The organism is Aeromicrobium sp. SP1, from assembly GCF_055663785.1.
Window position 1 is genome coordinate 3158462 of sequence record NZ_JBQVVK010000001.1, and the last position, 24223, is coordinate 3182684.

Genomic DNA, 24223 nt, shown 5'->3' on the forward strand with positions numbered 1-24223 from the left:
TCAGCGCGAGAGCAGGCGCAGCAGGTAGTCGCCGTAGCCGCTCTTGACCAGCGGGCGGGCCAGCTGCTCCAGCTGGTCGTCCGTGAGCCAGCCCTGGCGCCACGCGATCTCCTCGGGGCACGAGACCTTGAGGCCCTGTCGCTTCTCGATCGTGCGGACGAACGCGCCGGCATCGGCGAGGTCGTCGAACGTGCCGGTGTCGAGCCATGCCGTGCCGCGGGGGAGCACCTCGACCTGCAGCGTGCCCTCGTCGAGGTACGTCCGGTTGAGGTCGGTGATCTCCAGCTCGCCGCGGGCCGACGGGGTCAGCGCCGCGGCACGCTCGACGACCGAGTTGTCGTAGAAGTACAGGCCGGGGACGGCGTAGTTGCTCCGCGGCTCGGCCGGCTTCTCCTCGAGCGAGATCGCCCGGCCGTCGGCGTCGAACTCGACGACGCCGTACGCCGTCGGGTCGGCCACCTGGTAGCCGAACACGGCCGCGCCGACCGTGTGGTCGAAGCGGTGCAGTCCCGTGCCCAGGCCCGCGCCGTAGAAGATGTTGTCGCCCAGCACGAGCGCGGATCCCTCGTCGCCGATGTGGTCCGCACCGATGATGAACGCCTGCGCCAGGCCGTCGGGGGAGGGCTGCTGCGCGTACGTCAGGTTGATGCCGAACCGGGACCCGTCGCCGAGCAGGCGCGAGAACGGCTCTGCGTCGTGCGGTGTCGTGATGACCAGGATGTCGCGGATTCCCGTCGCCATGAGCGTCGACAGGGGGTAGTAGATCATCGGCTTGTCGTAGACCGGGACCAGCTGCTTGCTGACGCCCAGCGTGATGGGGTGCAGTCGCGAGCCGGTCCCACCGGCGAGAATGATGCCGCGCATGGGCAGCACCCTACTGCCGGGAGCCGGGCGGGCCGCGAGTCCGCCCCGGTACGCTCGGCCCCATGCGTCGACTGCTCGTGACCGGCGGTGCCGGGTTCATCGGCTCCAACTTCGTCCACCACGTCGTGGAGCACACCGGCGACCGGGTCACGGTCCTGGACAAGCTCACCTACGCGGGCAGCCGCGAGTCGCTCGCCGGGCTACCGGCCGATCGCGTCTCGCTCGTCGTGGGCGACGTGGCCGACGGCGAGCTCGTGGGCGACCTCGTGCCGGAGCACGACGTCGTGGTCCACTTCGCCGCCGAGTCGCACAACGACAACTCGCTCGTGGGCCCGCGACCGTTCCTCGACACGAACATCATCGGGACGTACACGCTGCTCGAGGCCGTGCGCGCCCACGACGTGCGCTACCACCACATCTCCACCGACGAGGTCTACGGCGACCTCGAGCTCGACGACCCGCAGCGGTTCACCGAGTCGACGCCGTACAACCCGTCGAGCCCCTACTCGTCGACGAAGGCCGGCTCCGACCTGCTGGTCCGGGCCTGGGTGCGGTCGTTCGGGGTGCGCGCGACGATCTCGAACTGCTCGAACAACTACGGTCCCTGGCAGCACATCGAGAAGTTCATCCCGCGTCAGATCACGGGCCTCATCGACGGGATTCGGCCGCGGCTGTACGGCGAGGGCCTCAACGTGCGCGACTGGATCCACGTCGACGACCACAACTCTGCCGTCCTGGCGATCCTCGACCAGGGCCGGATCGGCGAGACGTACCTGATCGGCGCGGACGGTGAGAAGTCCAACCGCGAGGTCGTCGAGGCGCTGCTGGCGCAGTTCGGACGCGACGCCGACGACTTCGAGCACGTCACCGACCGCGCCGGCCACGACCTGCGGTACGCGATCGACTCGACCAAGCTGCGCACCGAACTGGGCTGGACGCCGCGCTACGCCGACTTCGCGTCGGGGCTCGAGGCGACCGTGCAGTGGTACCGCGACCACGAGGACTGGTGGCGCCCCGCGAAGGCGGCCACCGAGGCGAAGTACGCGGCGCAGGGCCAGTGAGAGGCAGGCAGTGAGCATGCAGATCGAGACCACGCCGATCCCGGGCCTGCTCGTCGTCCGCCTCGACGTCCACGGCGACAACCGCGGGTGGTTCAAGGAGAACTGGCAGCGATCGGCGATGCGTGCGGCCGGCCTGCCCGACTTCGGTCCGGTGCAGCAGAACATCTCGTTCAACGGCACGGCGGGCACGATCCGCGGCATCCACGCCGAGCCGTGGGACAAGTACGTCTCGGTCGCGGCCGGCCGGGCCTTCGGCGCGTGGGTCGACCTGCGCGAGGGCGAGGCGTTCGGAGCCAGGTTCTGGGTCGAGCTGGATCCCGCGACGGCCGTGTTCGTGCCCCGCGGCGTCGCGAACTCCTTCCAGGTGCTCGAGGACGCCACCGCGTACTCGTACCTCGTCAACGACCACTACCGTCCGGACGCGGTCTACACGAACGTCAACCTGCTCGACCCGGCGCTCGCGATCCCGTGGCCCCTGCCGGTCGCCGAGATGTCCGAGAAGGACAAGGGCCACCCGCTGCTCGCCGACGTCACGCCGATGGCTCCCCGCCGCACGGTCGTGATCGGGGCCGGCGGCCAGTTGGGCCGGGCGCTGCAGGAGGTCCTGCCCGACGCCGACTTCGTCGACTTCCCCGAGGTCGACCTGTCCCGGCCCGAGACCCTCGACACGATCGACTGGAACGGCGTCGGCACGATCGTCAACGCCGCGGCGTACACGAACGTCGACGGCGCCGAGACCCCCGAGGGCCGCACGCTGTGCTGGGCCATCAACGTCACGGGCGTCGCACGGTTGGCCCAGATCGCGATCGAGCGGAACCTGACGTTCGTCAACGTCTCGAGCGACTACGTGTTCGACGGCACCCGCGAGGTCCACGAGGTCGACGAGCCCGTCTCGCCGCTGGGCGTCTACGGCCAGACGAAGGCGGCGACGGAGGCCGTCACGTCGGTCGTGCCGAGAAACTACCTCGTGCGCACCAGCTGGGTCGTGGGCGACGGCGCGAACTTCGTCGAGACGATGCGCCGGCTGGCCCGCGACGGGATCTCGCCGAAGGTCGTCGACGACCAGTTCGGCCGGCTGACCCCGGCCTCCGTGCTGGCCGAGGGCATCGTCGACCTGCTGCGATCCGGCGCGCCGTACGGCGTCCACCACGTCACCGGTCGTGGCCCGGTCGAGTCGTGGGCCGACATCGCACGCCGCGTCTTCGCCGAGGAGGGCCGCGATCCCGCCGACGTCACCGGCGTCAGCACCGAGGAGTACGCGGCCGGCAAGCTCACCTCGCCGCGCCCGCGCCACTCCGCGCTGCGGCTCCCGGACTGACGGGGCCGTCCGGTGGCCCGCACCCTGACCCCGCTCGACCCCGCCGAGTTCGCCGCGATCTGCGCCCGGATCGACGCGGGGGAGGCCGACCGCAGCGATCTCCGGGCCGCGACGAAGCATCTGCTGGCGCTGCTGCAGCGCAAGGCTCCCGGGCACAGCGTCGAGGTGCGGATCCCGCCGTTCGCCGCGATCCAGTGCATCCCCGGCGCGAGCCACACGCGCGGCACCCCGCCGGCGGTCGTCGAGACCGATGCCGAGACGTGGATCGCCCTGGGCCGTGGCCGGCTGGCCTGGACCGACGCCTCGGTCCGCGCGAGCGGTGAGCGATCCGACCTCTCGCCGCTGCTCCCGCTCGTCTAGGGTCGGCGCATGCGTGCACGACTGCTCCTCGTCCTGGCCCTCGCCCTGCCGATCCTGACGGCGTGTGGCGGAGACGACTCCGACGCCGATTCCGCCGCCGACGCGCAGGGCACGTGCGCGTACGCGAAGGAGGGGACGGCCGCGAAGGAGGTCGACCTGCCGCCGTCCGAGCCGGTGTCGGAGACCTCCCTCACGATCGTGACCAACCGGGGCGACATCGGACTCACGCTCACGCCCGACTCCGCTCCGTGCACCGTGAACTCGTTCGTCTCGCTCGCCCGGCAGGGCTACTTCGACGACACGAAGTGCCACCGGCTCGTCCCGGGCTTCGTGCTGCAGTGCGGCGATCCGTCGGCGACGGGCACGGGCGGACCGGGCTACTCGTTCGCCGACGAGCTCACCGGGGACGAGACCTATCCGTCGGGCACGCTCGCGATGGCGAACTCCGGACCGGACACCAACGGATCGCAGTTCTTCATCGTCCTCGACGACGCCCAGCTGCCGCCCGACTACACGGTCTTCGGCACGGTCGACGACGCCGGACTCGCGGTCGCGCGCGAGATCGAGGCCGAGGGCAACGGTCCCGACGGGGTCGCCCCCGCCAAGGACGTCGTGATCGAGGCGGTGTCCTGACCCGCGGCCCCGGGGCCGGCGGTCAGACCTGCCGGGCCGAGTCCGACCAGTAGGGCTTGCGCAGGTCGCGCTTGAGGATCTTGCCCGAGGGGTTGCGCGGCAGCGTCTCGATCACGTCGATCGTGCGCGGCACCTTGTAGTGCGCGAGCTGCTCGCGAGCCCACGCGATGATCTCGGCCTCGGTCGCCTCGGCGCCGGGCTTGAGTGCGACAACGGCCTTGACCGACTCGCCCCACAGGTCGTCCGGGACGCCGATGACGGCGACCTCGAGGAGCGCGGGGTGCATCGACAGCACGCGCTCGACCTCGGGGGAGTACACGTTCTCGCCGCCCGTGATGATCATGTCCTTGATCCGGTCCTCGACGTAGACGTAGCCGTCCTGGTCGATCCGGCCGATGTCCCCCGTGCGGACCCAGCCGTCGCCGGCCTGGATCTCGGCGGTCGCCTCCGGCTTGCCGTGGTAGCCGGGCGTCGCCTGCTCGGTACGGAACCACAGCTCACCGGGCTCGCCGGTCGCGACGTCCTGCAGTGTCGCGGGGTCGACGACGCGCGCCTCGACGCCCGGGATCGGCTTGCCGGCCGACAGGAGCCGGTGCGGGTTCTCGAGGTCGCGGTGCTCGTCGTCGTGCAGCATCGTGACGACGCCGCAGAACTCCGTCAGCCCGTACACCTGGTAGAACGCGGTGTCGGGCCAGTGCTGCTGGGCGCCCCGCAGGATCGCGGTCGGCATGGGGGCGGCGCCGTAGGAGAAGCCGCGCAGCCCGCTGAACAGCCGCATCGCGTCGTCGCCGGCCTGCAGCAGCATCGCCACGACGGCCGGCACGAGGAACGCGTGCGTGACGCCGCCCATCATGGCGCCCGCCAGCGCTCCCGGCTCGATGTCGCGGATGATGTGGCCCGGCACGCGGTTCTTGGGGCCGAACATCGCGTACGACGTCCCACCGACGTGGAACATCGGCATCGCGATCAGCATCTTGGCGCCGTCGCCGTACGCGATGCCCTCGTCGGCGTGCTCGGTGTGGGTCACGAGGTTGTGCTGCGTCAGCTGCACGCCCTTGGGCCGACCCGTCGTGCCCGAGCTGTACATGATGACGACGACGTCGTCGGGGGTGACCTCGTCGGCGCGCTCGACGGGCTCGCCGGCGGCCTGCCACGCCTCGAACTCGTCCGCCTCGCCACCGACGACGATGATCCGCTCGACCGTCGTGAGCTTCTCGCGGATCACGTCGACCTGCTCCAGCAGCTCGTGTCCGACGAACAGGATCTTCGCCCCCGAGTCATTGATCGTGTAGTCCAGCTCGTCGCCGGCCAACCGCCAGTTGACGATCGCCGTGGCCGCGCCGAGCAGGCTCGCGCCGAGCACGACCTGAAGGATCGCCGGGTTGTTCTTGTCCACGAACGCGACGGCGTCGCCGCGCCCGATGCCGTCCGCGCGCAGCGCGCCGCCGGTCCGGCCGATCGCGTCCCAGGCCTGGCCCCACGTCCACTCGCGGCCCTCGTACTGCCAGCAGAGGCCGTCGGGCTCGTCCTGCGCGGCAGCGCGGGAGTAGTCGGCGATGAACGCGGCTGAGGTCATGGGGGCTCCCGGGTCCTGGGCGTGTGATCCGGCTCACACGGTAGTACGGGGGCGGGCCGCAGCGGAAGACTTACCGTCAGATTTGACGGTTTGTGTGGCATCGGCGATTCAGCGCGGTGGTCCGCGGGCCACCGTGCGGCCGGTAGACTGGCGCTCGTGCCTCGCGGAGACGGTCGCCTGACCCACGACATCGACCCTCAGGACGTCGGACCGCAGGACGCCTGCGGCGTGTTCGGCGTCTGGGCGCCCGGCGAGGAGGTCGCCAAGCTCACCTACTTCGGCCTCTATGCGCTCCAGCACCGCGGCCAGGAGTCGGCCGGCATCGCCGTCAGCAACGGCCGCCAGATCCTCGTCTACAAGGACATGGGCCTGGTCTCGCAGGTCTTCGACGAGGCGACGCTCGAGTCCCTCGTCGGCGAGATCGCGATCGGCCACGCGCGCTACTCCACGACCGGCGCCAGCGTCTGGCAGAACGCCCAGCCGACCTTCCGCCCCACGGCGCAGGGCTCGGTCGCCCTCGGCCACAACGGCAACCTCACGAACACCCACGAGCTGATCCAGCTGCTCCGCACGCGCACCGAGGGTGAGGGCAAGGCGGGCAAGGGCGAGACGGCCACGTCGGACACCGCCGTCATGGCCTCGCTGCTCGCCTCCTACCCCGACCGCACCGTCGAGGACGCGGCGCTCGAGGTTTTGCCGCGCATGCGCGGTGCCTTCAGCCTCGTCTTCATGGACGAGACGACGCTCTACGGTGCGCGCGATCCGCAGGGCATCCGCCCGCTCGTGCTCGGCCGCCTCGAGCGCGGCTGGGTCATCGCGAGCGAGACCGCCGCCCTCGACATCGTCGGCGCCTCCTACATCCGCGAGATCGAGCCGGGCGAGTTCGTCGCGATCGACGAGAACGGCCTGCGCAGCACCCGCTTCGCCGAGGCCGCGCCGAAGGGCTGCATCTTCGAGTACGTCTACCTGGCCCGGCCCGACACCACGATCGCCGAGCAGCGCGTCTTCACGGTGCGCGAGGAGATCGGCCGCAAGCTCGCGCGGACGGCTCCCGTCGAGGCCGACCTCGTGATCCCGGTCCCGGAGTCCGGGACGCCGGCCGCGATCGGGTACGCCGAGGAGAGCGGCATCCCGTTCGGGCACGGGCTCGTGAAGAACTCCTACGTCGGCCGCACGTTCATCCAGCCGTCGCAGACGATCCGTCAGCTCGGCATCCGGCTCAAGCTCAACCCGCTGCGGGACGTCATCGCGGGCAAGCGACTCGTCGTCGTCGACGACTCGATCGTGCGCGGCAACACCCAGCGCGCGCTCGTGCGGATGCTGCGCGAGTTCGGCGCCGCCGAGGTGCACGTGCGGATCTCCAGTCCGCCGGTCAAGTGGCCCTGCTTCTACGGCATCGACTTCGCCTCGCGCGCCGAGTTGATCGCCAACGGCATCAGCGTCGAGGAGATCTGCCGCTCGATCGGCGCGGACAGCCTGCACTACGTCGAGCTCGACGATCTCGTCGCGGCGACGAACCTGCCGAAGGACAACCTGTGCCGGGCCTGCTTCGACGGCATCTACCCGGTGGCCCTGCCCGAGGACGACCTCATCGGCAAGCATCTGCTGGAGGCGCCCGCCAACGGCACGACACCCCTGAAGGTGGTCCAGTGACGTCCTACGCGTCCGCCGGCGTCTCCATCGAGGAGGGCGACCGCGCCGTCGAGCTCATGAAGCAGTGGGTGGCCAAGGCCTCCCGCCCCGAGGTCGTGGGCGGCATCGGCGGCTTCGCCGGACTCTTCGACGCCTCGGCGCTCAAGGGCTACACGCGGCCGCTGCTCGCGACCAGCGCCGACGGCGTCGGCACCAAGGTCCAGATCGCGCAGCGCATGGACGTGCACGACACGATCGGCTTCGACCTCGTCGGCATGCTCGTCGACGATCTCGTGGTGTGCGGTGCCGAGCCGCTGTTCATGACCGACTACATCGCCACCGGCAAGGTCGTGCCCGAGCGGATCGCCGACATCGTCAAGGGGATCGCCGCAGCGTGCGCCGAGACCGGCACGGCGCTGCTGGGCGGCGAGACCGCCGAGCACCCGGGCCTGCTCGGACCCGACGAGTACGACATCGCCGGCTCGACCACGGGCGTCGTCGAGGCCGATCGCCTGCTCGGCGCCGACCTCGTCCGCGAGGGCGACGTCGTGATCGCGATGGCCTCCTCGGGCCTGCACTCGAACGGCTACTCGCTCGTGCGCAAGGTCTTCTTCGACATCGCCGGCTGGCAGCTCGACCGCGACGTGCCCGAGTTCGGCCGCACGCTCGGCGAGGAGCTGCTCACGCCGACCCGGCTCTACACGAAGCCGTGCCTCGCGCTGGCCGACGCCGTCGAGGTGCACGCCATGTCCCATGTCACCGGCGGTGGCCTGGCGGCGAACCTCGAGCGCGTCGTGCCGGACTCGGTGTCCGTGCGCCTCGACCGCTCGTCCTGGACGCCGGGTCCGGTGTTCTCCCTCGTCGGCGAGCTGGGCGGTGTCGCGCAGGCCGATCTGGACCAGGCCCTCAACATGGGCGTCGGCATGGTGGCGATCGTCGCGGCGGACGCGGTCGATGCCGCGACGGCGCTGCTGACCGCTCAGGGTGTCGACGCGTGGGTGCTCGGCGAGGTCGGTGCCGCGGAGATCTTCGGACCGGGTGGTTCCGTCACCCTCGTCTGACGCGGAAATCTGCTGCGATTCCGGCTCGGTCACACGCCGTGCCGGGGTCGCTTCGCGATTTCTGTGGGCGTTTCGGTAGTCTTGTGGGCACGACATATTGACTACTGAGTGCGAGGGGGTCGAGCCTCATGGGCCGCGGCCGTGCTAAAGCGAAGCAGACCAAGGTTGCTCGCGACTTGAAGTACCGGACCTTAGATACCGACTTCGGCGACCTGGAGCGTGAGCTCCACGGGCCCGAGACGGGTCATGTCCCGGACCAGTACGCAGATCTCGCCGAGAATTTCGAGGATCCCGCCGCCAGTTGAGGCCGGCGGATCCCCCTTCGCGCTGAGTTTCACGTTCCAGCCCAGGCATGGGCCGATTTCGTGTCGGAACGTGAAACCCAGCGAGGGCCGGGGTCAGGGGATCAGGATCTGGCCGAGTCGGCCGATCTCGCGCATACGCTGCTCGGCCTGACGGTCGGCGGCCTCGGCCGTCGTGATGCCGTCGCGCGCGGCGCGCTCGAGCACCGCGAGGGTGGTGTCGAAGATGCCCTCGGCGCGGGCTGCGGCGCGCTCGAACGAGAAGCCGCTCGGATCGAGCTCGTCGGCGACCTGGATCACCCCACCGGAGTTCACGCAGTAGTCGGGCGCGTAGACGATCCCGTGATCGGCGACCAGCTTGGCGATGCCCTCGTGGGCGAGCTGGTTGTTCGCCGCGCCCGCGACGACCTTGGCGCTGAGCGCCTCGACGCTGCGCTCGTCCAGCGCTCCGCCGAGCGCGCACGGGGCGTAGACGTCCAGGTCGGCGGTGATCAGGGACTCGGTCGATGAAGCGACCTCGATGCCCGGGTACTGCTCGACGAGGCGGGCGACGGCCGCGGTGTCGACGTCCGTGACGACGACCTGCGCGTCCTCCTCGACGAGGTGGCCGACGAGGTGCCGGCCGACCTTGCCGACGCCCGCGACGCCCACGCGTCGACCCGCGAGGTCGGGGGAGCCCCACGTGAACTGGGCGGCCGCCCGCATTCCGCGGTGGACGCCCAGCGCCGTCAGGACGCTCGAGTCGCCCGCGCCGCCGTGCTCGACCGTCCGGCCGGTCACGAAGTCGCACTCGCGCGCGATGACGTCCATGTCGACCGAGTACGTGCCGACGTCGCACGCCGTGAAGTAGCGACCGGCGAGCGACTGGACGAAGCGGCCGTACGCGCGCAGCAGCGCCTCGGACTTGTCGGTGTGCGGATCGCCGATGATGACGGCCTTGCCGCCGCCGAGGTCGAGCCCCGCGAGGGCGTTCTTGTAGGCCATCCCCTGGCTGAGGTTGAGCACGTCCGCCAGGGCGTCGGACTCGCTCGCGTACGGGAAGAAGCGGGTGCCGCCGAGGCCGGGACCGAGAGCCGTCGAGTAGAGGGCGATGATCGCCTTGAGGCCGGAGGCCTCGTCGTGACAGAACACGACCTGCTCGTGGTGGGTGCCGAACGGGCTGGGGGCGCTGTCCATGATTCCTGCTCTCCGGCCGTGACGGGGGTGGTGCCGCGACCTGTGCTGGTGTGGGGCCGGCCGGGGGTGGTGGCCGATGCGGCCGATGCTACTCGCGCGGCGCCCCCGATGCGGGCTGCATGCGGCTCAAGCGGCTGGGCCACCAGAATCGGCGCCCGCACACGGCCACCAGCGCCGGGGTGACGACGCCGCGCACGACGACGGTGTCGAGCAGGACGCCGAACCCGACGAGCACCCCCAGTTGCGCCAGCAGGACCAGCGGCAGCACGCCCAGGACCGTGAAGACGGCCGCGAGCAGGACGCCGGCGCTCGTGATGACGCCGCCGGTGACGGCCAGCGCCCTGACGATCGACCCGGTCGCGTCGCCCGTGCGCGCCATCTCCTCGCGCGCCCTGGCGATCAGGAAGATGTTGTAGTCCACCCCCAGTGCGACGAGGAAGATGAACGCCAGCAGGGGCGTGCTGACGTCCATCGCCGACCAGCCCAGCACCTGGTTGAACAGCAGCCAGCCGGCACCCAGCGCCGCGAGGTACGACAGCACGGTCGTGGCGCACAGCACGACGGCGGCGACGACCGACCTGAGCAGGACCAGCAGCATCACGAGCACGATCGCCAGCACGATCGGGACGACCCGCTGGCGGTCCTCGGCCGCTGCCGAGGACTCGTCGAGCGCGCGGGCGTCCGTGCCGCCGACCAGCGCGTCGGGGTCCGCTCCGTGCACGGCCGTCCGGAGCTCGGTGACCGTCGCCAGCGCCGCGTCGCTCTCCGGCTCGGCGGTCAGGACGACCCGGATCTCGGCGACGTCGCCCGCGGCGCCCGCCGCGGTCGCGGACTCGACGCCGTCGACGGCGGACGCGGCCTCGGTGACCTCGGGAGCCTGGTCCGGTGAGGTCGCGATGACCGTGGGTGACGACGTGCCGGCGGGGAACGACGCCTGGAGCGTCTGCTGGGCGCGGATCGACTCGGGGGTGTCGAGGAACTGCTCGCTCTGGCCCAGGCCGGTCTGGATGCCCAGGCAGCCGGCGGCCATGATCGTCAGGGCCAGGAGACCGGCCGTCGCGACCGTGCGCGGCCGCGTGGTGACGGCGCGCCCGACGCGGAACCACCAGCCGCGCTCGCTCGGGTCCGCGTCGCCGACGCGCGGGACGAACGGCCAGAACAGCCAGCGGCCGGGCAGCACCATGGCCGAGGGCAGCACCACGAGGGCGAAGATCACCGCGACGACGATGCCGATCGCGCCGGCCAGGCCGATGCCGCTCACGAACGAGGACTGGGCGATCAGCAGCGACAGGAGGGCCAGCACGACGGTGCCGGAGCTGGACAGGATCGCCGGTGCCGCGGCGCCGACGGCCGCACGCATCGCATCGTGGCGGGAGTCGTGACGCCGCAGCTCCTCGCGGTACCGGGTGATGAGGAGCAGGGCGTAGTTCGTGCCCGCGCCGAACACGAGGACCGACGTGATGCCCGTGATGGACCCGTCGATCGCGAACCCGAACAGCCCGGACGCGCCCTCGAGCACCTTCGCGGCGACCCGGTCGCCGATGCCGATCACGGTGAGCGGGACGATCCAGAGCCACGGGCTGCGGTACGTCACGATGAGCAGCACCGCGACGACGGCCGCGGTGACCAGGAGCAGACGCGTGTCGGCGCCGCTGAACACCGCGCCGAGGTCGGCCTGCACGGCGGGTGCCCCCGTGACCTCGGCGGTGATGCCGTCGGGGAGGTCCTCGTCCGCGGTCGCGCGGATCTGGTCGACGAGGTCGCTGTTCTCGTCGCCCATCAGGTCCGTGGAGACGGGCACGGCGACGATCGCGACGGAGCCGTCCTGCGAGGTGACCGGCGGGCTGACGTCGACGTCGAACTGCGTCGCGAACGCCGTCGAGCGCTCCTCGAGGGCGGTCAGGTCGTCGGCCGTGAGCCCGCCGTCGCGGGAGTAGACGACGATCGCCGGCGCCTCGTCGGCCTTCGGGAGCTCGGCCAGCGCCGCGTCGGCGCGAGCAGACTCCGCCGAGTCCGGCAGGTTCGACCCGGCCTCGGCGCCGGTCGTCGCCTGGGGCGCGAAGGCCAGCACGAGCCCGGAGAGCACGAGCGCGAGCAGCACGACCACGATCGAGCGGCGGTGCCCGACGAGCCGCGCGAGGAAAAAGGTTCGATTATCGAAAGGTTCCACAAGAGAAATGTATGCTGTGGGGTGTGACGACGCACGACCGCCCCCTCCGCGGCCGGCTGGTCAGGCTCGTGCAGGAGCTGTCGACGGCGTCCCTGCACTTCAGCGACCGGGCCGCGGCAGCCCATGGCCTGCACCGCTCGGACCTGCAGGCCCTCCGCGTGCTCGCCTCGGCGAGCGAGGCCGGAGACCCGCCCGTGACGCCATCGGTGCTGGCGCGGGCCCTCACGCTGAGTCCCTCGGCCACGACGGCCCTGGCGGACCGGCTGGAACGAGCCGGCCACGTGAGCCGGGTCCAGGACGTCCACGACCGCCGCCGCGTCGGGCTGGAGATGACGGCGTCCGCCGGGCAGGAGGCCCGGGCCATGTTCGGGCCGTTGGCCGCGCAGCTGGCGACGATGATGGAGGACTTCGACGACGACGAGCTGGCCGTGGTCGAGCGGTTCCTCCTCGCGGCCGTCCGTACCGTGGACGACCAGCCCGGCTCGTAGGAGCGCGGCTCACGGGGTCGAGCGATCGCGCCCTTCCCGGTCGGCCGTCCGCTGGGCCAGCCGGCGGTCCATGTGCCGGAAGAACGGCGCCGTGGCCCGGGTGACGACGCCGGGCAGCAGCGCCATCGAGGTCTCACCCGCGACGCCGAACGCGCTCGTCACGCGCGACGGGCGCGACACGACGGCGCGCTCGATCCAGTGCCCGGCCCGGTCGGCGTCCATCATCGGCATCGCCGCGTAGATCTCGGTGCCGCCGGACATCTCGGTGCGCACCATCGGGAAGTGCACGGTCGTGGCGGTGATGCCGCGGTGGCCGAGCTCGGCCGCGAGCGACCGGACGTACGACTCGAGGGCACTCTTGCTCGCCAGGTACGCCGAGAACAGCGGGATCGGGACCTGCGTCGACATCGTCGAGCTGATGACGACGTGACCGCTGCCGCGCGCGAGCATCGACGGCAGCACGAGCTGGGTCAGCCGGACCGCGGCGAAGTAGTTGATGGCCATGACCCGCTCGTGGTCGTGCAGCCGGTCCAGCGAGTCGGTGATCGACCGCCGGATCGACCGGGCCGCGTTGTTCACGAGGACGTCGACGCGGCCGTGGGTGGCGAGGACCTGCTCGACGACGGCGCGCGTCGCCGCCTCGTCGGTCAGGTCGACGGGGTAGGCCCAGGCGCGGCCGCCCTCGGCGCCGATCTCGTCGACGACCGTCGCGAGCTCGTCGGCGCGCCGGGCGAGCAGGCACACGATCGCCCCGCGGGCGGCGAGCCGTCGGGCCGCGGCGGCACCGATGCCACTCGACGACCCGGTGAGGATGATGACCTGACCGCGCGGATCGACTCCCATGAAGGGTGATCGTAGTCACGGGTCGCGGCGTATCGTTGCAAGGTGCTTGCCGATCTCCTCGACCCCATGAAGAACCCGCTCACGTACGCGGTGCCCTTCTTCGTGCTCAGCATCGCGATCGAGCTGGCCGCCCTGAAATGGCTCGACCACGACGACAACGTCACCGGCTACGCCTTCAAGGACGCGCGGGCGTCGATCTCGATGGGGATCGGCTCGATCTTCTTCCTCACGGTCTTCAAGATCCTCACCTTCTTCGCGTTCGTGTTCGTCTTCGCCCACTTCGCGCTGTTCGAGCTGCCGACCACCGCGTGGTGGTACTGGCCGGCCCTCATCATCGGGCTCGACTTCTGCTACTACTGGCACCACCGGTTCAGCCACCGCGTGCGGATCGGCTGGGCGGGCCACCAGTCGCACCACTCGAGCGAGTTCATGAACTTCGGGACGGCGCTGCGGCAGAAGTGGAACCCGTGGTTCGAGTTCTTCTTCTGGCTGCCGCTGCCGCTCCTGGGCTTCGCACCCTGGACGCTGTTCGCGGCGTTCGCGCTCAACCTGATCTACCAGTTCTTCGTGCACACCGAGATCATCGGGAGGCTGCCCCGACCGATCGAGCTGGTCTTCAACACGCCCTCGCACCACCGCGTGCACCACGGCTCCGACCCGGAGTACCTCGACAAGAACTACGGCGGCATCCTGATCGTCTGGGACCGCATGTTCGGCACGTTCCAGCCCGAGGTGCGCCATCCCACGTACGGGCTCACGCACCACGTCGAGACGTACAACCTGTTGACGCTGCAGTACGGCGACTACAAGCAGATGGTGCGCGACGTGCGCTCGGCGACCTCGTGGCGCGACCGGCTCGGCTACGTCGTGGGTCCGCCCGGGTGGAAGCCGGACGGCACGATCGACCGCGGTCGCACCGAGGCCGGCACGCACTGACTCACAGGCCGCGCCCGATCCCGCCGTCGACGGGCAGCATGACGCCCGTGAGGTAGCCCGCCGCGGGTGAGAGCAGGAACGCGGCGGCGCGACCGAACTCCTCCGGCCGCCCGTAGCGGCGGAGCGGGATCGTCGCCTCGGTTGTCGCCCGTGAGGCCTCGGCGTCCCCGCCGAGGGCATCGAGCTCGCGCACCCGCTCGGTGTCGACGCGACCGGGCAGGAGGCCGTTGACCCGGATGCCACGCGGACCGAGCTCGTCCGCGAGGGTCTTGGCGACCATCGCCAGACCGGGCCGCAGGCCGTTCGAGATCGCGAGCGCGCCGATCGGCTGTCGGACCGACGTCGACAGGACGAAGGCGATCGAGCCGTCGCCCTCGACCGCCGTGGCGACCGCGCGGGCGAGCCGGACGGCACCCAGGAAGACCGTGTCGAAGGAGGCGCGCCACTGCTCGTCGGTCGTGTCCATCACGCTGCCGGCAGGCGGGCCCCCGACGCTGATCAGAGCGCCGTCGAGTCCGCCGAAGGCCTCGCGCGCCGCCGCGATGAGCCGCGACGGCGCCTCGGGATCGCCGTTGTCGACGGTGATCCCGGTGGCGCCGCGACCCAGGTCGCCGACGGTCGCGGTCACCGCAGCCTCGTCGCGCGACGAGACGACGACGTTCGCGCCCTCGGCGACCAAGGCCTCGGCCGTCGCGCGGCCCAGTCCACGCGTGCCGCCGGTGACGAGATATGTCCTGCCCCGCAGCCCCAGATCCATGTCGCCACGATAGGCCGCGCACTCGCCGTAGGCTGATCGCGTCGACGTCGACTCAACGGAGAGGTTCGGACCATGGGCAGGAGCAAGTCCCAGAAGAAGCTCGAGGCGAAGGTCGCCGAACTCAAGACCGAGCTCAAGAAGGCACGCAAGCACGCGCAGAAACAGGTCGGCAAGGCGGAGAAGAAGGCCCGCAAGGCCGCCGAGAAGGCATCGGCCCGCGACATCGAGAAGGCGGCGAAGCAGGCCGGGAAGCAGTTGCGCAAGATCGAGGCGAAGGCCGCGGCCGAGCTGTCCGACCTGCGCGCGTCCGTGTCGCGGCTCGAGTCCGAGCTCGCCGAGCAGCTCCGGGCCGTCAAGCGGACCGCGACGAAGGAGCCGGTCGCCGAGGCGACGCCCGCCCCGAAGGCGCCCGCACCGGTCACGACCGCACCGGCTGCGCCCGCGGCGAGTACGGCACCGGCCACGCCCGCGGCGGCGAAGAAGACGGCCGTGAAGAAGACGCCGGCGAAGAAGACGCCGACGAGGAAGGCGCCCGCCAAGCGCACCACGACGGCCGCGGGCACGGCCGCGAAGAAGGCCCCGGCGAAGCGCACGGCCTCGACCGGCGCCGCTCGTGCGACCACGTCGCGCCGGCCGGCGGCGAAGAAGGCGACCCCGCCCGCCACGCCGCAGAGCCCGGCCGAGGCGGACACCCCCGTCGAGGGCTGACCCGGCTCAGGCGGAGGCGTGGCGCGTCACGGCGCGCGCCTTCGCCGCACGGGCCTCAGCGCGGGTTGCGGTGCACCTTCCACTGCGCCGCCTGCGCGACGGGCTTGATGACCATGAGGTCGATGTCGACGTGCTTCGGCCGGGTGGCGACCCAGCAGATCGCGTCGGCGATGTCCTCGGCGACCAGCGGCTCGTCGACGCCCGCGTAGACCGCCTCGGCCCGCTCGCGGTCGCCGTCGAAGCGGGTCAGGCCGAACTCCTCGGTCTTGACCATGCCCGGAGCGATCTCGGTGACCCGTACGGGCAGGCCGTTGAGCTCGAGGCGCAGCGTCTCGGACACCGCGGCCAGGGCGTGCTTGGCGGCGGTGTAGCCACCGCCTCCCTCGTACGTGATCCGGCCCGCGGTCGAGCCGACGTTGATGATGGCGCCGGCGCCCGAGGCGACGAGGGCCGGGGCGAGGGCCTTCGTGACCGCCACCGTGCCGATCACGTTGGTCTCGAACATCCAGCGCCAGTCGTTCAGGTCGGCCTCGGTGACCGGCTCCATCCCGCGGGCACCGCCGGCGTTGTTGACCAGCACGTCGAGCCGCTCGCCGACCGTGTCGGCCAGCCGCCGCACGTCCTCGGGGACGGTGATGTCGCAGCGCACGGCCGTGCCGCCGATCTCCTGGACGAGGCGTTCGATGCGGTCGGCGCGGCGCGCCGCGACGATGACGGTGAATCCCGCGGCGGCGAGGGCGCGGGCGGTGGCCTCGCCGATCCCGCTGGAGGCTCCGGTGACGACTGCGGTGGGCATGGGACCAGCGTGCCATGATGGGAAACATGGCTGCTCGAGGGATCCGTCGGATCGCGATGCTGTCGGCACACACGTCACCACTCGACCAGCCCGGCACCGGCGACGCCGGCGGCATGAACGTCTACGTGCTCGAGTTGTCGCGCCGGCTCGCCCGGCTCGGCGCCGAGGTCGAGGTCTTCACCCGTGCGACGTCGCGGCACCTCCCGCCCGTCGTCGATGCCGAGCCCGGCATCCGCGTCCACCACGTCGCCGCCGGTCCGTTCGAGGGCCTGGAGAAGGGCGACATGCCGAGCCAGATGTGCTCGTTCGTGCGCGACGTCCTGCGCGTCGAGGCGGCCCACGAGCCGGGCTACTTCGACCTCGTGCACTCGCACTACTGGCTGTCCGGGCAGGTCGGCACCGTCCTGGGCGAGCGCTGGGGCGTGCCGCTCGTGCACTCGATGCACACGATGGCCAAGGTCAAGAACGCCTTCCTCGCCGACGGCGACCGGCCCGAGCCCATCGGTCGCGTCGCCGGCGAGGAGGAGATCGTGCGGTTCGCCGACCGGCTCATCGCCAACACCGACGAGGAGCGGCGCGAGCTGATCGACCTCTACGCGGCGGACCCGCACGCGGTCGAGGTCGTGCACCCCGGCGTCGACCTCGCCGTCTTCGGCGACCGCGCTCCCGACGACGAGCCGCCGCTGATCGTGTTCGCGGGGCGCATCCAGCCGCTCAAGGCCCCCGACGTCGTGCTGCGCGCCTCGGCCCTCATCGACGTGCCGCACCGCGTCGCCGTGATCGGCGGGCCGTCGGGCAGCGGTCTGGACCGGCCCACCGAGCTCGTCGACCTCGCCGCCGAACTCGGCATCGCGGACCGGGTCGACTTCGTGCCCACCGTGACGCAGGCCGAGCTCGCCGAGTGGTACTCGCGGGCCGCCGTCGTGTGCGTCCCCTCGTTCAACGAGTCGTTCGGCCTGGTCGCGATCGAGGCCCAGGCGTGCGGCACGCCGGTCGTCGCGGCCGCGGTCGGCGGCCTCACCACCGCCGTCGCCGACGGTGTCTCCGGCACGCTCGTGGAGGGCCACGACCCGGCCGAGTACGCCCATGCGCTGGAGCGCTACCTCGTCGACCGGCCGTTGCGCGCCGCGACGGGCGCCAAGGCGATCCGCCATGCCGAGTCGTTCGGGTGGGACGCCACCGCCGAGCGCACGCTCGAGGTCTACGAGGACGCCCTGCGCGACCATGCCGCGCGCCAGGAGGAGGCGGGATGACGCAGGTGCACGAGATCGTCGCCGACACGCTGGCCGACTCGGGTCTGGACTACGTGCGGCACGGCGACGACGTGTTCGAGGTCGAGCTGCCCGGCGAGCGCAAGCTCAAGACCACGTGCCGGCTCGAGATCGGCCGCCATGCACTCAGCGTGCACGCGTTCGTCGCCCGCAACCCCGACGAGAACCACGAGACCGTCTACCGCTGGCTGCTCGAACGCAACCTCAAGCTGTTCGGCGTCGCGTTCGCGGTCGACTCGGCGGGCGACATCTACCTCGACGGGCGGCTGCCGCTCGCCTCGGTGTCCCCCGAGGAGCTGGACCGCCTGCTGGGCTCGGTGCTGTCGTACGCGGACGAGTCGTTCAACCCGATCCTCGAGATGGGGTTCGCGTCGTCCATCCGCAAGGAGTGGAGCTGGCGCGAGTCGCGTGGCGAGCCGACGCACAATCTCGAGGCGTTCCGGCACCTTCGCCCCACCGACTGACCTGCCGCTAGCGTGGGCATCGTGAAGGCCATCGTGTTCGCCGACGTCGTGGACGCGTGGTCGTACGTCGGCGCCGTCCGCTTCGAGCGGGCTGCCGCGCTGTTCTCGATCCTGACCGGCGAGGCCGTCGAGATCTCGTACCGTGCCGCGTCGTTCGCGCACCTCGCGCTCGCCGAGGACGCGGTCGCCGCCGCCCGGATCAGCGGCATCGACCTCAACGTGGACGAGATCGTCGAGGCGGACTCGACCGACGCCTGGCGGATGCTGACGTGGGCCGGCGCGGAGGGGGCCGAGACGCAGCGCGACCTGCTGAACCAGCTGTGGCGGGCCCACTTCCTCGAGGGCGCCGACATCGCCGACCCCTTCGTGCTCGCGAGTCGGGCGGCGCTGGTCGGTCTCGACCTCGAGAGCGCGGAGGCGCTGCTCGCGAGCCGGGAGTTCGTCGAGGAGGTCGAGTCCCAGCGTGAGACGGCCGCCTCGGTGGGCGCGAGGACGGCCCCGTTCGTCGTCGTGGAGGCCCTGCACACGATCGCCGGGATGCACTCGCAGGACGACTACCTGCAGGCCCTGCACTCGATCGCCCGGCGGCACTAGGGTGAAGTCATGAGCACCTTGGTCCTGCTGCGGCACGGTCACAGCGAGTGGAACGCCGCCAACCTCTTCACCGGCTGGGTCGACGTCGACCTCAACGAGCAGGGCGTCGAGGAGGCGAACCGCGCTCCCGAGCTGCTGCGCGACGCGGGCGTCCTGCCCGACGTCCTCTACACGTCGCTGCTGCGTCGTGCGATCCGCACCGCCGAGATCGCCCTCAACGGCATCGACCGGCACTGGATCCCCGTCAAGCGCTCGTGGCGGCTCAACGAGCGGCACTACGGGGCGCTGCAGGGCAAGGACAAGAAGGCCACGCTGGAGGAGTTCGGCGAGGAGCAGTTCATGACGTGGCGCCGTTCGTACTCGACGCCGCCGCCGGCGCTGGCCGACGACTCGGAGTTCAGCCAGTCCGCGGACGTCCGCTACGCCGCCCTGCCCAGCGAGCTGCTGCCGCGCACCGAGTGCCTCGCCGACGTCGTCGACCGGCTGCTGCCGTACTGGTACGACGAGATCGTGCCCGACCTGCGCGCCGGCAAGACGGTGCTCGTCACGGCGCACGGCAACTCGCTGCGCGCCCTGGTCAAGCACCTCGACGACATGGACGAGGACTCCATCGTCAGCCTGAACATCCCCACCGGCATCCCGCTCGTCTACGAGCTGGACGACGACCTGAAGCCGACGGTCCGCGGCGGGCAGTACCTCGATCCCGAGGCGGCCGCCGAGGCCATCGCCGCGGTCGCCAACCAGGGCCGCTGACCAGCTGGTCGCTCGCCGGCGCTCAGGCGTACTTGTAGCCCAGGCCGCGGACGGTCGTGAGGATCCGCGGGTTCGCCGGATCGACCTCGACCTTGGCGCGCAGGCGCTTGACGTGCACGTCGAGGGTCTTCGTGTCGCCGACGTAGTCCGATCCCCACACGCGGTCGATGAGCTGACCGCGGGTCAGCACCCGGCCGGGGTTGCGCAGGAAGAACGCGAGCAGCTCGAACTCCTTGAGCGGCAGCTTGACCTCGTCGCCGTCGACCGTCACGAGGTGGCGGTCGACGTCCATGCGCACGCCCATGACCACCAGCACGGAGTCGACCTCGTCGACCTCGGGCACCCCGCGGCGCAGGACCGCCCGGATGCGGGCGACGAGCTCGCGCGGCGAGTAGGGCTTCGTCACGTAGTCGTCGGCGCCCAGCTCGAGGCCCACGACCTTGTCGACCTCGGTGTCCTTCGCGCTGACCATGATGATCGGCACGGAGGAGGTCTGGCGGATCGTGCGGCACACCTCGGTGCCGGACAGGCCCGGCAGCATGAGGTCCAGCAGGACGATGTCGGCACCGCCCCGGTCGAACGCGATGAGCGCGTCCGGACCGGTCTCGGCGACCGCCACGTCGTAGCCCTCCTTGCGCAGGACGTACGACAGGGCCTCGCTGTAGCTGGCCTCGTCCTCGACGATCAGGACCTTGGTCACTCGTTCTCTCCTTCATCGATGTCCCACGCCGGCAGCACCAGCGTGAAGGACGAGCCGAGGCCCGGCTTGCTCCAGACCTCGACGGAGCCGCCGTTGCTGGCGGCGACGTGCTTGACGATCGACAGTCCCAGGCCCGTGCCGCCCGTCGCGCGGGCGCGCGCCGGGTCGACGCGGTAGAACCGCTCGAAGATCCGCTCCTGCTCGTCGTCGGGGATGCCGACGCCGTGGTCCGAGACGGTGATCCGGATGTCGTCGCCGTCGCGCGACGCCGTGACGGCGACCGGGGAGTCCTCGGGGCTGTACGTGACGGCGTTCTCGACGAGATTGCTCACGGCGGCGTGCAGCTGCGCGCGGTCACCCTGGATGTACAGGTCGGGCTCGACGTCGTGCGTGAGGGCGATGGCCCTGGACTCGGCGTCCGTCTGCGAGTGCTCGATCGCCTCGGCCACGAGCTCGCCGACCTTGATGGCCGTGAGGTCGTCGCTCGCGACGTCGGCCTGCAGTCGCGACAGGTCGATGATCTGCTGGACGAGTCGCGTGAGCCGGTCGCTCTCGGTCCGCATGCGCTGCGAGAACCGCACGACCGCCTCCGGGTCGTCCTTCGCCTCGCCGACGGCCTCGGCCAGCAGGTTGATCGCGCCGATCGGGGTCTTGAGCTCGTGGCTGACGTTCGCCACGAAGTCGCGTCGCAGGGTCTCGACCTTCTGCTCGCTCGTGCGATCCTCCACGAGGGCCAGGATCAGGCCGTGCGAGAGCGGGGCGACGCGCGCGCGGACGAAGATCGGTGGGCGCCGACGGATCCGGATCTCGAACTCGGCCTCGCGGACCTCCCCGTCGCGCCGCACCTGCCGGACGAGCTCGAGCAGTCGGTCGCTGCGCAGGTGGTCGGCCGCGACGAGACCGAGCGCGACCGCGGGAGCGGACGCGCGCAGCACCTTCTCCTCCTGGTCCATCACGACGGCGGACGAGCGCAGCACCGACAGGACGGTGTCGATGTCGGGCGGGACGGCGGGCTCGGGGCTCGGCGGGATCACGCTCTGGCTGCGCTCGGAAAAGCCCCACACATAGGTGATGAGCGCCCCGAGCACGATGCCCGCGGCGCCGGCCAGGATCTGGGATACCTCCACGACCCCGATCGTAGGCCGCCGTACGCCGTCTACCGTCATCGCAGGCGTCCTCACGGTCACCCTTTCCGCAGCCGTTCATCCCCCGTTCACCGCAGGTCGCCGGGCATTCATGCGGCACGCCTAGGGTCGGAGCATGCGCGACCAGTACTACGAGCAGCTCGACCAGATCGTCGACGAGCTCGTCATCATCATCGACCGGGTCAGGGCGGCCGTGGCCGGTTCGACCACCGCCCTCCTCGACGCCGACGCCGCGATGGCCGAGCGCGTGATCGCCGCCGAGCCCGGCATCGAGGAGACGATCGACGAGGTCGAGGAGCGAGCGCTCGTGCTGCTCGCGACCCAGCAACCGGTCGCGACCGACCTGCGCCAGCTCGTCTCGACGCTGCGCATGGTCGCCGACCTGCAGCGGATGAGCCACCTGGCCGTCCACGTCTCCAAGATCGCCCGACGCCGGGTGCCCGAGTCGGCCGTCCCGCCGCCCGTGCAGCCGCTCGTCCGCGACATGGCGCAGGTCGCCGACTCGATGATCGGCTCGGCCTCGCGCATCGTCGCCGAGCGCGACCTGGGCGCCGCGGCCCAGCTGGAGATCGAGGACGACGAGATGGACCGGCTGCGCAAGGAGCTGTTCCGGGTCCTGCTCGACGGCGAGTGGGACCACGGCGTCGACACGGCCATCGACCTCGCGCTGCTCGGCCGCTACTACGAGCGCGTCGGCGACCACGCCGTGAACATGGCCCGCCGGGTCGTGTACCTCGTGACGGGCGAGCTGCCCGTCGCCTGACCCTGACGACGACGAACGGCCCGGGCGATCTCGCCCGGGCCGTTCGATGTCTGGGGGACTACTCGCCGGCGGTGTCCTGCTCGGCCGCCTCGGACTCCGACTCGGCCTGGCCACCGGACTTCTTCGCCGAGGTGGCGACGTCGTCGTACTGGGCCGTGCGGGCGACGACGGGCACCTCGACGCTGATGTCGCCGGCGGGGCTGGCTGCGAAGCTGATCGTGACGTACGCACCCTCGGTCACGTCGTCGCTCTCGACGACGATCTCGCCGGCGGGGCCGAGCGTCAGCAGTTCGCCGCCGGTCAGCGCGATCGGCTTGGCGAGCTTGAGCGCGGAGCCGTCGATCGAGACCGACTCGATCGTCTGGTCCTCGTCGGAGAGCAGGGCGCCGGAGAAGGTCGCGGAGCCGTTGCCGTTATCCACGAAGAGGCCGTTGTAGACGTCGACGGGGCCGGTGCGCAGGTTCGAGCCGACACCGGCCTGGTACTGCTGATTGGTCTGGGCGCCGAAACTCGTGCCGCATGCGGACAGCGCGAACGGGGCGGTGACGGCCAGGGCGACGGCGGCGATCGTACGTCGTGTGCTCACGGACGCATCGTATCGGGCTCGTCCACCGCAGTTCCAAGGCGGGAGCGGGCTCGTGTGCTTCTGTTATTCTGGTCACCTAGGAAAGGTGCATTCTCCATGACTTTCAAGGTCGGCGAAACCGTCGTGTACCCCAATCACGGCGCGGCGGTCATCGAAGACATCGAGGTCCGAGCGATCAAGGGCGTGGACCGCTCCTACCTCGTTCTTCGGATCATCGCCCAGAACGATTTGGTCGTCCGCGTGCCGGCCGACAACGTGGACTTGGTGGGGGTGCGGGACGTCGTCGACGAGGCTGGCCTCGAGCGCGTCTTCAGCGTGCTGCGTGCCGAGCACGTCGAGGAGCCGACGAACTGGTCCCGTCGCTACAAGGCCAACCTCGAGAAGCTGCACTCCGGTGACGTGCTCAAGGTGGCCGAGGTAGTCCGCGACCTGTGGCGCCGCGACCACGAGCGTGGCCTCTCGGCCGGTGAGAAGCGGATGCTGGCCAAGGCGCGCCAGATCCTCGTCTCCGAGCTCGCGCTCGCCGAGAACACGAACGAGGACAAGGCCGAGACCCGTCTCGACGAGGTCCTCGCCTCCTGATCCTCGCTGATCGCCCACGACGAACGCCCGGCCCACGCCGGGCGTTCGTCATCTCCGGACGGGTTCGAGCAGCGCGAGGCTGAGCGTGACGAGGTCGTCGACGAGCTCCTCGCGGGTCGCGGGCGGATCGGGATCGAGGACGAAGCGCACCGCGATGTGCTCGACCGCCAGCACGATCAGCCAGGCCGTCCGTGCGGGATCGCGGCGGTGTCGATCGGCCGGCAGCCGACCGCCGAGGTAGGCGCGCAGCACGTCGCGGACCCGGCGCTCGAGCCCGAGCCGGTCGTCGAGGTGCCGGGACGCGGGCAGCTCCTCCCACACGACCCGCAGCAGGGCGGCGTCCTGTTCGAGCGCCCCGAGCAGCGCCTCGGCCGTCGCCCGGCCCATCGCCAGCGCGTCGTCGTGCACGTGGTCGACGAGGGAGGCGACGACCGCCTCGCTCATCGCGTCGACGTAGCGCGTCGTGACCTCGTCGACGAGGGCCGCCTTGTCCGGGAAGTACTGGTAGAGCGAGCCCGGGCTGACGTCCGCGCGGTCCGCGACGCGATTGGTCGTGAAGGCGTCGTAGCCGTCCTGCACGAGCACCTCGCGAGCGGCGTCGACGATCCGCTCCACCATCGCGCGGGAGCGCTGCTGCCGCGGTTGCTTGCGCAGGACCATGACGCGAATTGTATGCGAGTAAAT

Annotated in this window: 27 protein-coding genes; 16 read left to right on the forward strand and 11 right to left on the reverse strand. The window is 71.0% G+C overall.

Annotated features, from left to right (window positions below; genetic code table 11):
• Window positions 1-864, reverse strand: coding sequence for a glucose-1-phosphate thymidylyltransferase RfbA (gene rfbA / locus ACT26F_RS15395; protein WP_471671426.1), 864 nt, complete (start codon window positions 862-864; stop codon window positions 1-3).
• A 62-nt stretch (window positions 865-926) separates the two neighbouring features.
• Here rfbA and rfbB point away from each other — a divergent pair, with 62 nt between their 5' ends.
• From rfbB to ACT26F_RS15415, 4 genes are read left to right on the forward strand one after another with little or no spacing between them, the layout of a single operon-like run.
• A complete protein-coding gene (rfbB, locus tag ACT26F_RS15400) occupies window positions 927-1925 on the forward strand; it encodes a dTDP-glucose 4,6-dehydratase (protein WP_471671427.1) in 999 nt (332 codons plus the stop codon).
• A gap of 16 nt (window positions 1926-1941) precedes the next feature.
• Window positions 1942-3243 carry a sugar nucleotide-binding protein gene (locus ACT26F_RS15405; RefSeq protein WP_471671428.1) on the forward strand — a complete coding sequence of 434 codons (1302 nt, stop codon included), beginning with the start codon at window positions 1942-1944 and terminating at the stop codon, window positions 3241-3243.
• 12 nt (window positions 3244-3255) lie between these two features.
• On the forward strand, window positions 3256-3603 hold the full coding sequence (locus ACT26F_RS15410; protein ID WP_471671429.1) for a sterol carrier family protein: 348 nt from the start codon (window positions 3256-3258) through the stop codon (window positions 3601-3603).
• Window positions 3604-3612: 9 nt separating this feature from the next.
• Window positions 3613-4236 (forward strand): peptidylprolyl isomerase, encoded by a 624-nt coding sequence (locus ACT26F_RS15415; RefSeq protein WP_471671430.1) that lies wholly within the window; start codon window positions 3613-3615, stop codon window positions 4234-4236.
• Window positions 4237-4258: 22 nt separating this feature from the next.
• Here ACT26F_RS15415 and ACT26F_RS15420 read toward each other — a convergent pair whose 3' ends face one another.
• On the reverse strand, window positions 4259-5812 hold the full coding sequence (locus tag ACT26F_RS15420; protein ID WP_471671431.1) for an AMP-binding protein: 1554 nt from the start codon (window positions 5810-5812) through the stop codon (window positions 4259-4261).
• A gap of 156 nt (window positions 5813-5968) precedes the next feature.
• Here ACT26F_RS15420 and purF point away from each other — a divergent pair, with 156 nt between their 5' ends.
• From purF to ACT26F_RS15435, 3 genes are all read left to right on the forward strand, one after another.
• Window positions 5969-7465, forward strand: coding sequence for an amidophosphoribosyltransferase (gene purF / locus ACT26F_RS15425; RefSeq protein ID WP_471671432.1), 1497 nt, complete (start codon window positions 5969-5971; stop codon window positions 7463-7465).
• The gene (gene purM, locus ACT26F_RS15430) at window positions 7462-8505 is read left to right on the forward strand and encodes a phosphoribosylformylglycinamidine cyclo-ligase (protein WP_471671433.1); all 1044 of its coding nucleotides are present in this window, start codon (window positions 7462-7464) and stop codon (window positions 8503-8505) included. The genes purF and purM overlap by 4 nt, the downstream gene beginning before the upstream one ends.
• Before the next feature lie 128 nt (window positions 8506-8633).
• A complete protein-coding gene (locus ACT26F_RS15435) occupies window positions 8634-8810 on the forward strand; it encodes a DUF3073 domain-containing protein (protein ID WP_471671434.1) in 177 nt (58 codons plus the stop codon).
• 93 nt (window positions 8811-8903) lie between these two features.
• On the opposite strand, the gene ACT26F_RS15440 is transcribed toward ACT26F_RS15435, so the two are convergent.
• Both ACT26F_RS15440 and ACT26F_RS15445 read right to left on the reverse strand, forming a co-directional pair.
• On the reverse strand, window positions 8904-9983 hold the full coding sequence (locus tag ACT26F_RS15440; RefSeq protein WP_471671435.1) for a Glu/Leu/Phe/Val dehydrogenase dimerization domain-containing protein: 1080 nt from the start codon (window positions 9981-9983) through the stop codon (window positions 8904-8906).
• Between the two features lie 88 nt (window positions 9984-10071).
• Complete coding sequence (locus ACT26F_RS15445; protein ID WP_471671436.1) at window positions 10072-12153, reverse strand: MMPL family transporter; 2082 nt, start codon at window positions 12151-12153, stop codon at window positions 10072-10074.
• A 23-nt stretch (window positions 12154-12176) separates the two neighbouring features.
• Here ACT26F_RS15445 and ACT26F_RS15450 point away from each other — a divergent pair, with 23 nt between their 5' ends.
• On the forward strand, window positions 12177-12641 hold the full coding sequence (locus ACT26F_RS15450; protein WP_471671437.1) for a MarR family winged helix-turn-helix transcriptional regulator: 465 nt from the start codon (window positions 12177-12179) through the stop codon (window positions 12639-12641).
• Between the two features lie 9 nt (window positions 12642-12650).
• On the opposite strand, the gene ACT26F_RS15455 is transcribed toward ACT26F_RS15450, so the two are convergent.
• On the reverse strand, window positions 12651-13484 hold the full coding sequence (locus tag ACT26F_RS15455) for an SDR family NAD(P)-dependent oxidoreductase (RefSeq protein WP_471671438.1): 834 nt from the start codon (window positions 13482-13484) through the stop codon (window positions 12651-12653).
• Between the two features lie 42 nt (window positions 13485-13526).
• Between ACT26F_RS15455 and ACT26F_RS15460 the strand changes: the two genes are divergently transcribed.
• Window positions 13527-14420 (forward strand): sterol desaturase family protein, encoded by an 894-nt coding sequence (locus tag ACT26F_RS15460; protein WP_471671439.1) that lies wholly within the window; start codon window positions 13527-13529, stop codon window positions 14418-14420.
• 1 nt (window position 14421) lies between these two features.
• Here the strand turns inward: ACT26F_RS15460 and ACT26F_RS15465 are convergent, their stop codons facing one another.
• Window positions 14422-15177: an SDR family oxidoreductase gene (locus ACT26F_RS15465; protein ID WP_471671440.1), complete on the reverse strand. Its 756-nt coding sequence runs from the start codon at window positions 15175-15177 to the stop codon at window positions 14422-14424.
• 72 nt (window positions 15178-15249) lie between these two features.
• Between ACT26F_RS15465 and ACT26F_RS15470 the strand changes: the two genes are divergently transcribed.
• Window positions 15250-15885: a hypothetical protein gene (locus tag ACT26F_RS15470; RefSeq protein ID WP_471671441.1), complete on the forward strand. Its 636-nt coding sequence runs from the start codon at window positions 15250-15252 to the stop codon at window positions 15883-15885.
• 55 nt (window positions 15886-15940) lie between these two features.
• On the opposite strand, the gene ACT26F_RS15475 is transcribed toward ACT26F_RS15470, so the two are convergent.
• A complete protein-coding gene (locus ACT26F_RS15475) occupies window positions 15941-16681 on the reverse strand; it encodes an SDR family NAD(P)-dependent oxidoreductase (protein WP_471671442.1) in 741 nt (246 codons plus the stop codon).
• A 26-nt stretch (window positions 16682-16707) separates the two neighbouring features.
• Between ACT26F_RS15475 and mshA the strand changes: the two genes are divergently transcribed.
• Genes mshA through ACT26F_RS15495 form a run of 4 tightly spaced genes read left to right on the forward strand, consistent with a single transcriptional unit; the run spans window position 16708 to window position 19763 of the window.
• Window positions 16708-17934, forward strand: coding sequence for a D-inositol-3-phosphate glycosyltransferase (mshA, locus tag ACT26F_RS15480; protein WP_471671443.1), 1227 nt, complete (start codon window positions 16708-16710; stop codon window positions 17932-17934).
• The gene (locus ACT26F_RS15485; RefSeq protein WP_471671444.1) at window positions 17931-18416 is read left to right on the forward strand and encodes a type III secretion system chaperone family protein; all 486 of its coding nucleotides are present in this window, start codon (window positions 17931-17933) and stop codon (window positions 18414-18416) included. Before mshA ends, ACT26F_RS15485 begins: the two co-directional genes overlap by 4 nt.
• A gap of 21 nt (window positions 18417-18437) precedes the next feature.
• Entirely contained in the window at window positions 18438-19010 is a 573-nt protein-coding gene (locus ACT26F_RS15490) for a DsbA family oxidoreductase (protein WP_471671445.1), read from the forward strand.
• A gap of 9 nt (window positions 19011-19019) precedes the next feature.
• Window positions 19020-19763, forward strand: coding sequence for a phosphoglyceromutase (locus tag ACT26F_RS15495; RefSeq protein ID WP_471671446.1), 744 nt, complete (start codon window positions 19020-19022; stop codon window positions 19761-19763).
• A 22-nt stretch (window positions 19764-19785) separates the two neighbouring features.
• Here the strand turns inward: ACT26F_RS15495 and ACT26F_RS15500 are convergent, their stop codons facing one another.
• Both ACT26F_RS15500 and ACT26F_RS15505 read right to left on the reverse strand, forming a co-directional pair.
• Window positions 19786-20463, reverse strand: coding sequence for a response regulator (locus ACT26F_RS15500; protein WP_471671447.1), 678 nt, complete (start codon window positions 20461-20463; stop codon window positions 19786-19788).
• Window positions 20460-21590 carry a sensor histidine kinase gene (locus ACT26F_RS15505; protein ID WP_471671448.1) on the reverse strand — a complete coding sequence of 377 codons (1131 nt, stop codon included), beginning with the start codon at window positions 21588-21590 and terminating at the stop codon, window positions 20460-20462. Before ACT26F_RS15505 ends, ACT26F_RS15500 begins: the two co-directional genes overlap by 4 nt.
• 133 nt (window positions 21591-21723) lie before the next feature.
• On the opposite strand from ACT26F_RS15505, the gene phoU reads away from it, so the two are divergent.
• Complete coding sequence (gene phoU, locus ACT26F_RS15510) at window positions 21724-22371, forward strand: phosphate signaling complex protein PhoU (RefSeq protein WP_471671449.1); 648 nt, start codon at window positions 21724-21726, stop codon at window positions 22369-22371.
• A 58-nt stretch (window positions 22372-22429) separates the two neighbouring features.
• Here phoU and ACT26F_RS15515 read toward each other — a convergent pair whose 3' ends face one another.
• Window positions 22430-22957, reverse strand: coding sequence for a hypothetical protein (locus tag ACT26F_RS15515; RefSeq protein ID WP_471671450.1), 528 nt, complete (start codon window positions 22955-22957; stop codon window positions 22430-22432).
• Window positions 22958-23053: 96 nt separating this feature from the next.
• On the opposite strand from ACT26F_RS15515, the gene ACT26F_RS15520 reads away from it, so the two are divergent.
• Window positions 23054-23539 (forward strand): CarD family transcriptional regulator, encoded by a 486-nt coding sequence (locus ACT26F_RS15520; RefSeq protein WP_471671451.1) that lies wholly within the window; start codon window positions 23054-23056, stop codon window positions 23537-23539.
• A gap of 48 nt (window positions 23540-23587) precedes the next feature.
• On the opposite strand, the gene ACT26F_RS15525 is transcribed toward ACT26F_RS15520, so the two are convergent.
• Complete coding sequence (locus ACT26F_RS15525; RefSeq protein ID WP_471671452.1) at window positions 23588-24199, reverse strand: TetR/AcrR family transcriptional regulator; 612 nt, start codon at window positions 24197-24199, stop codon at window positions 23588-23590.
• Window positions 24200-24223: the final 24 nt, after the last annotated feature.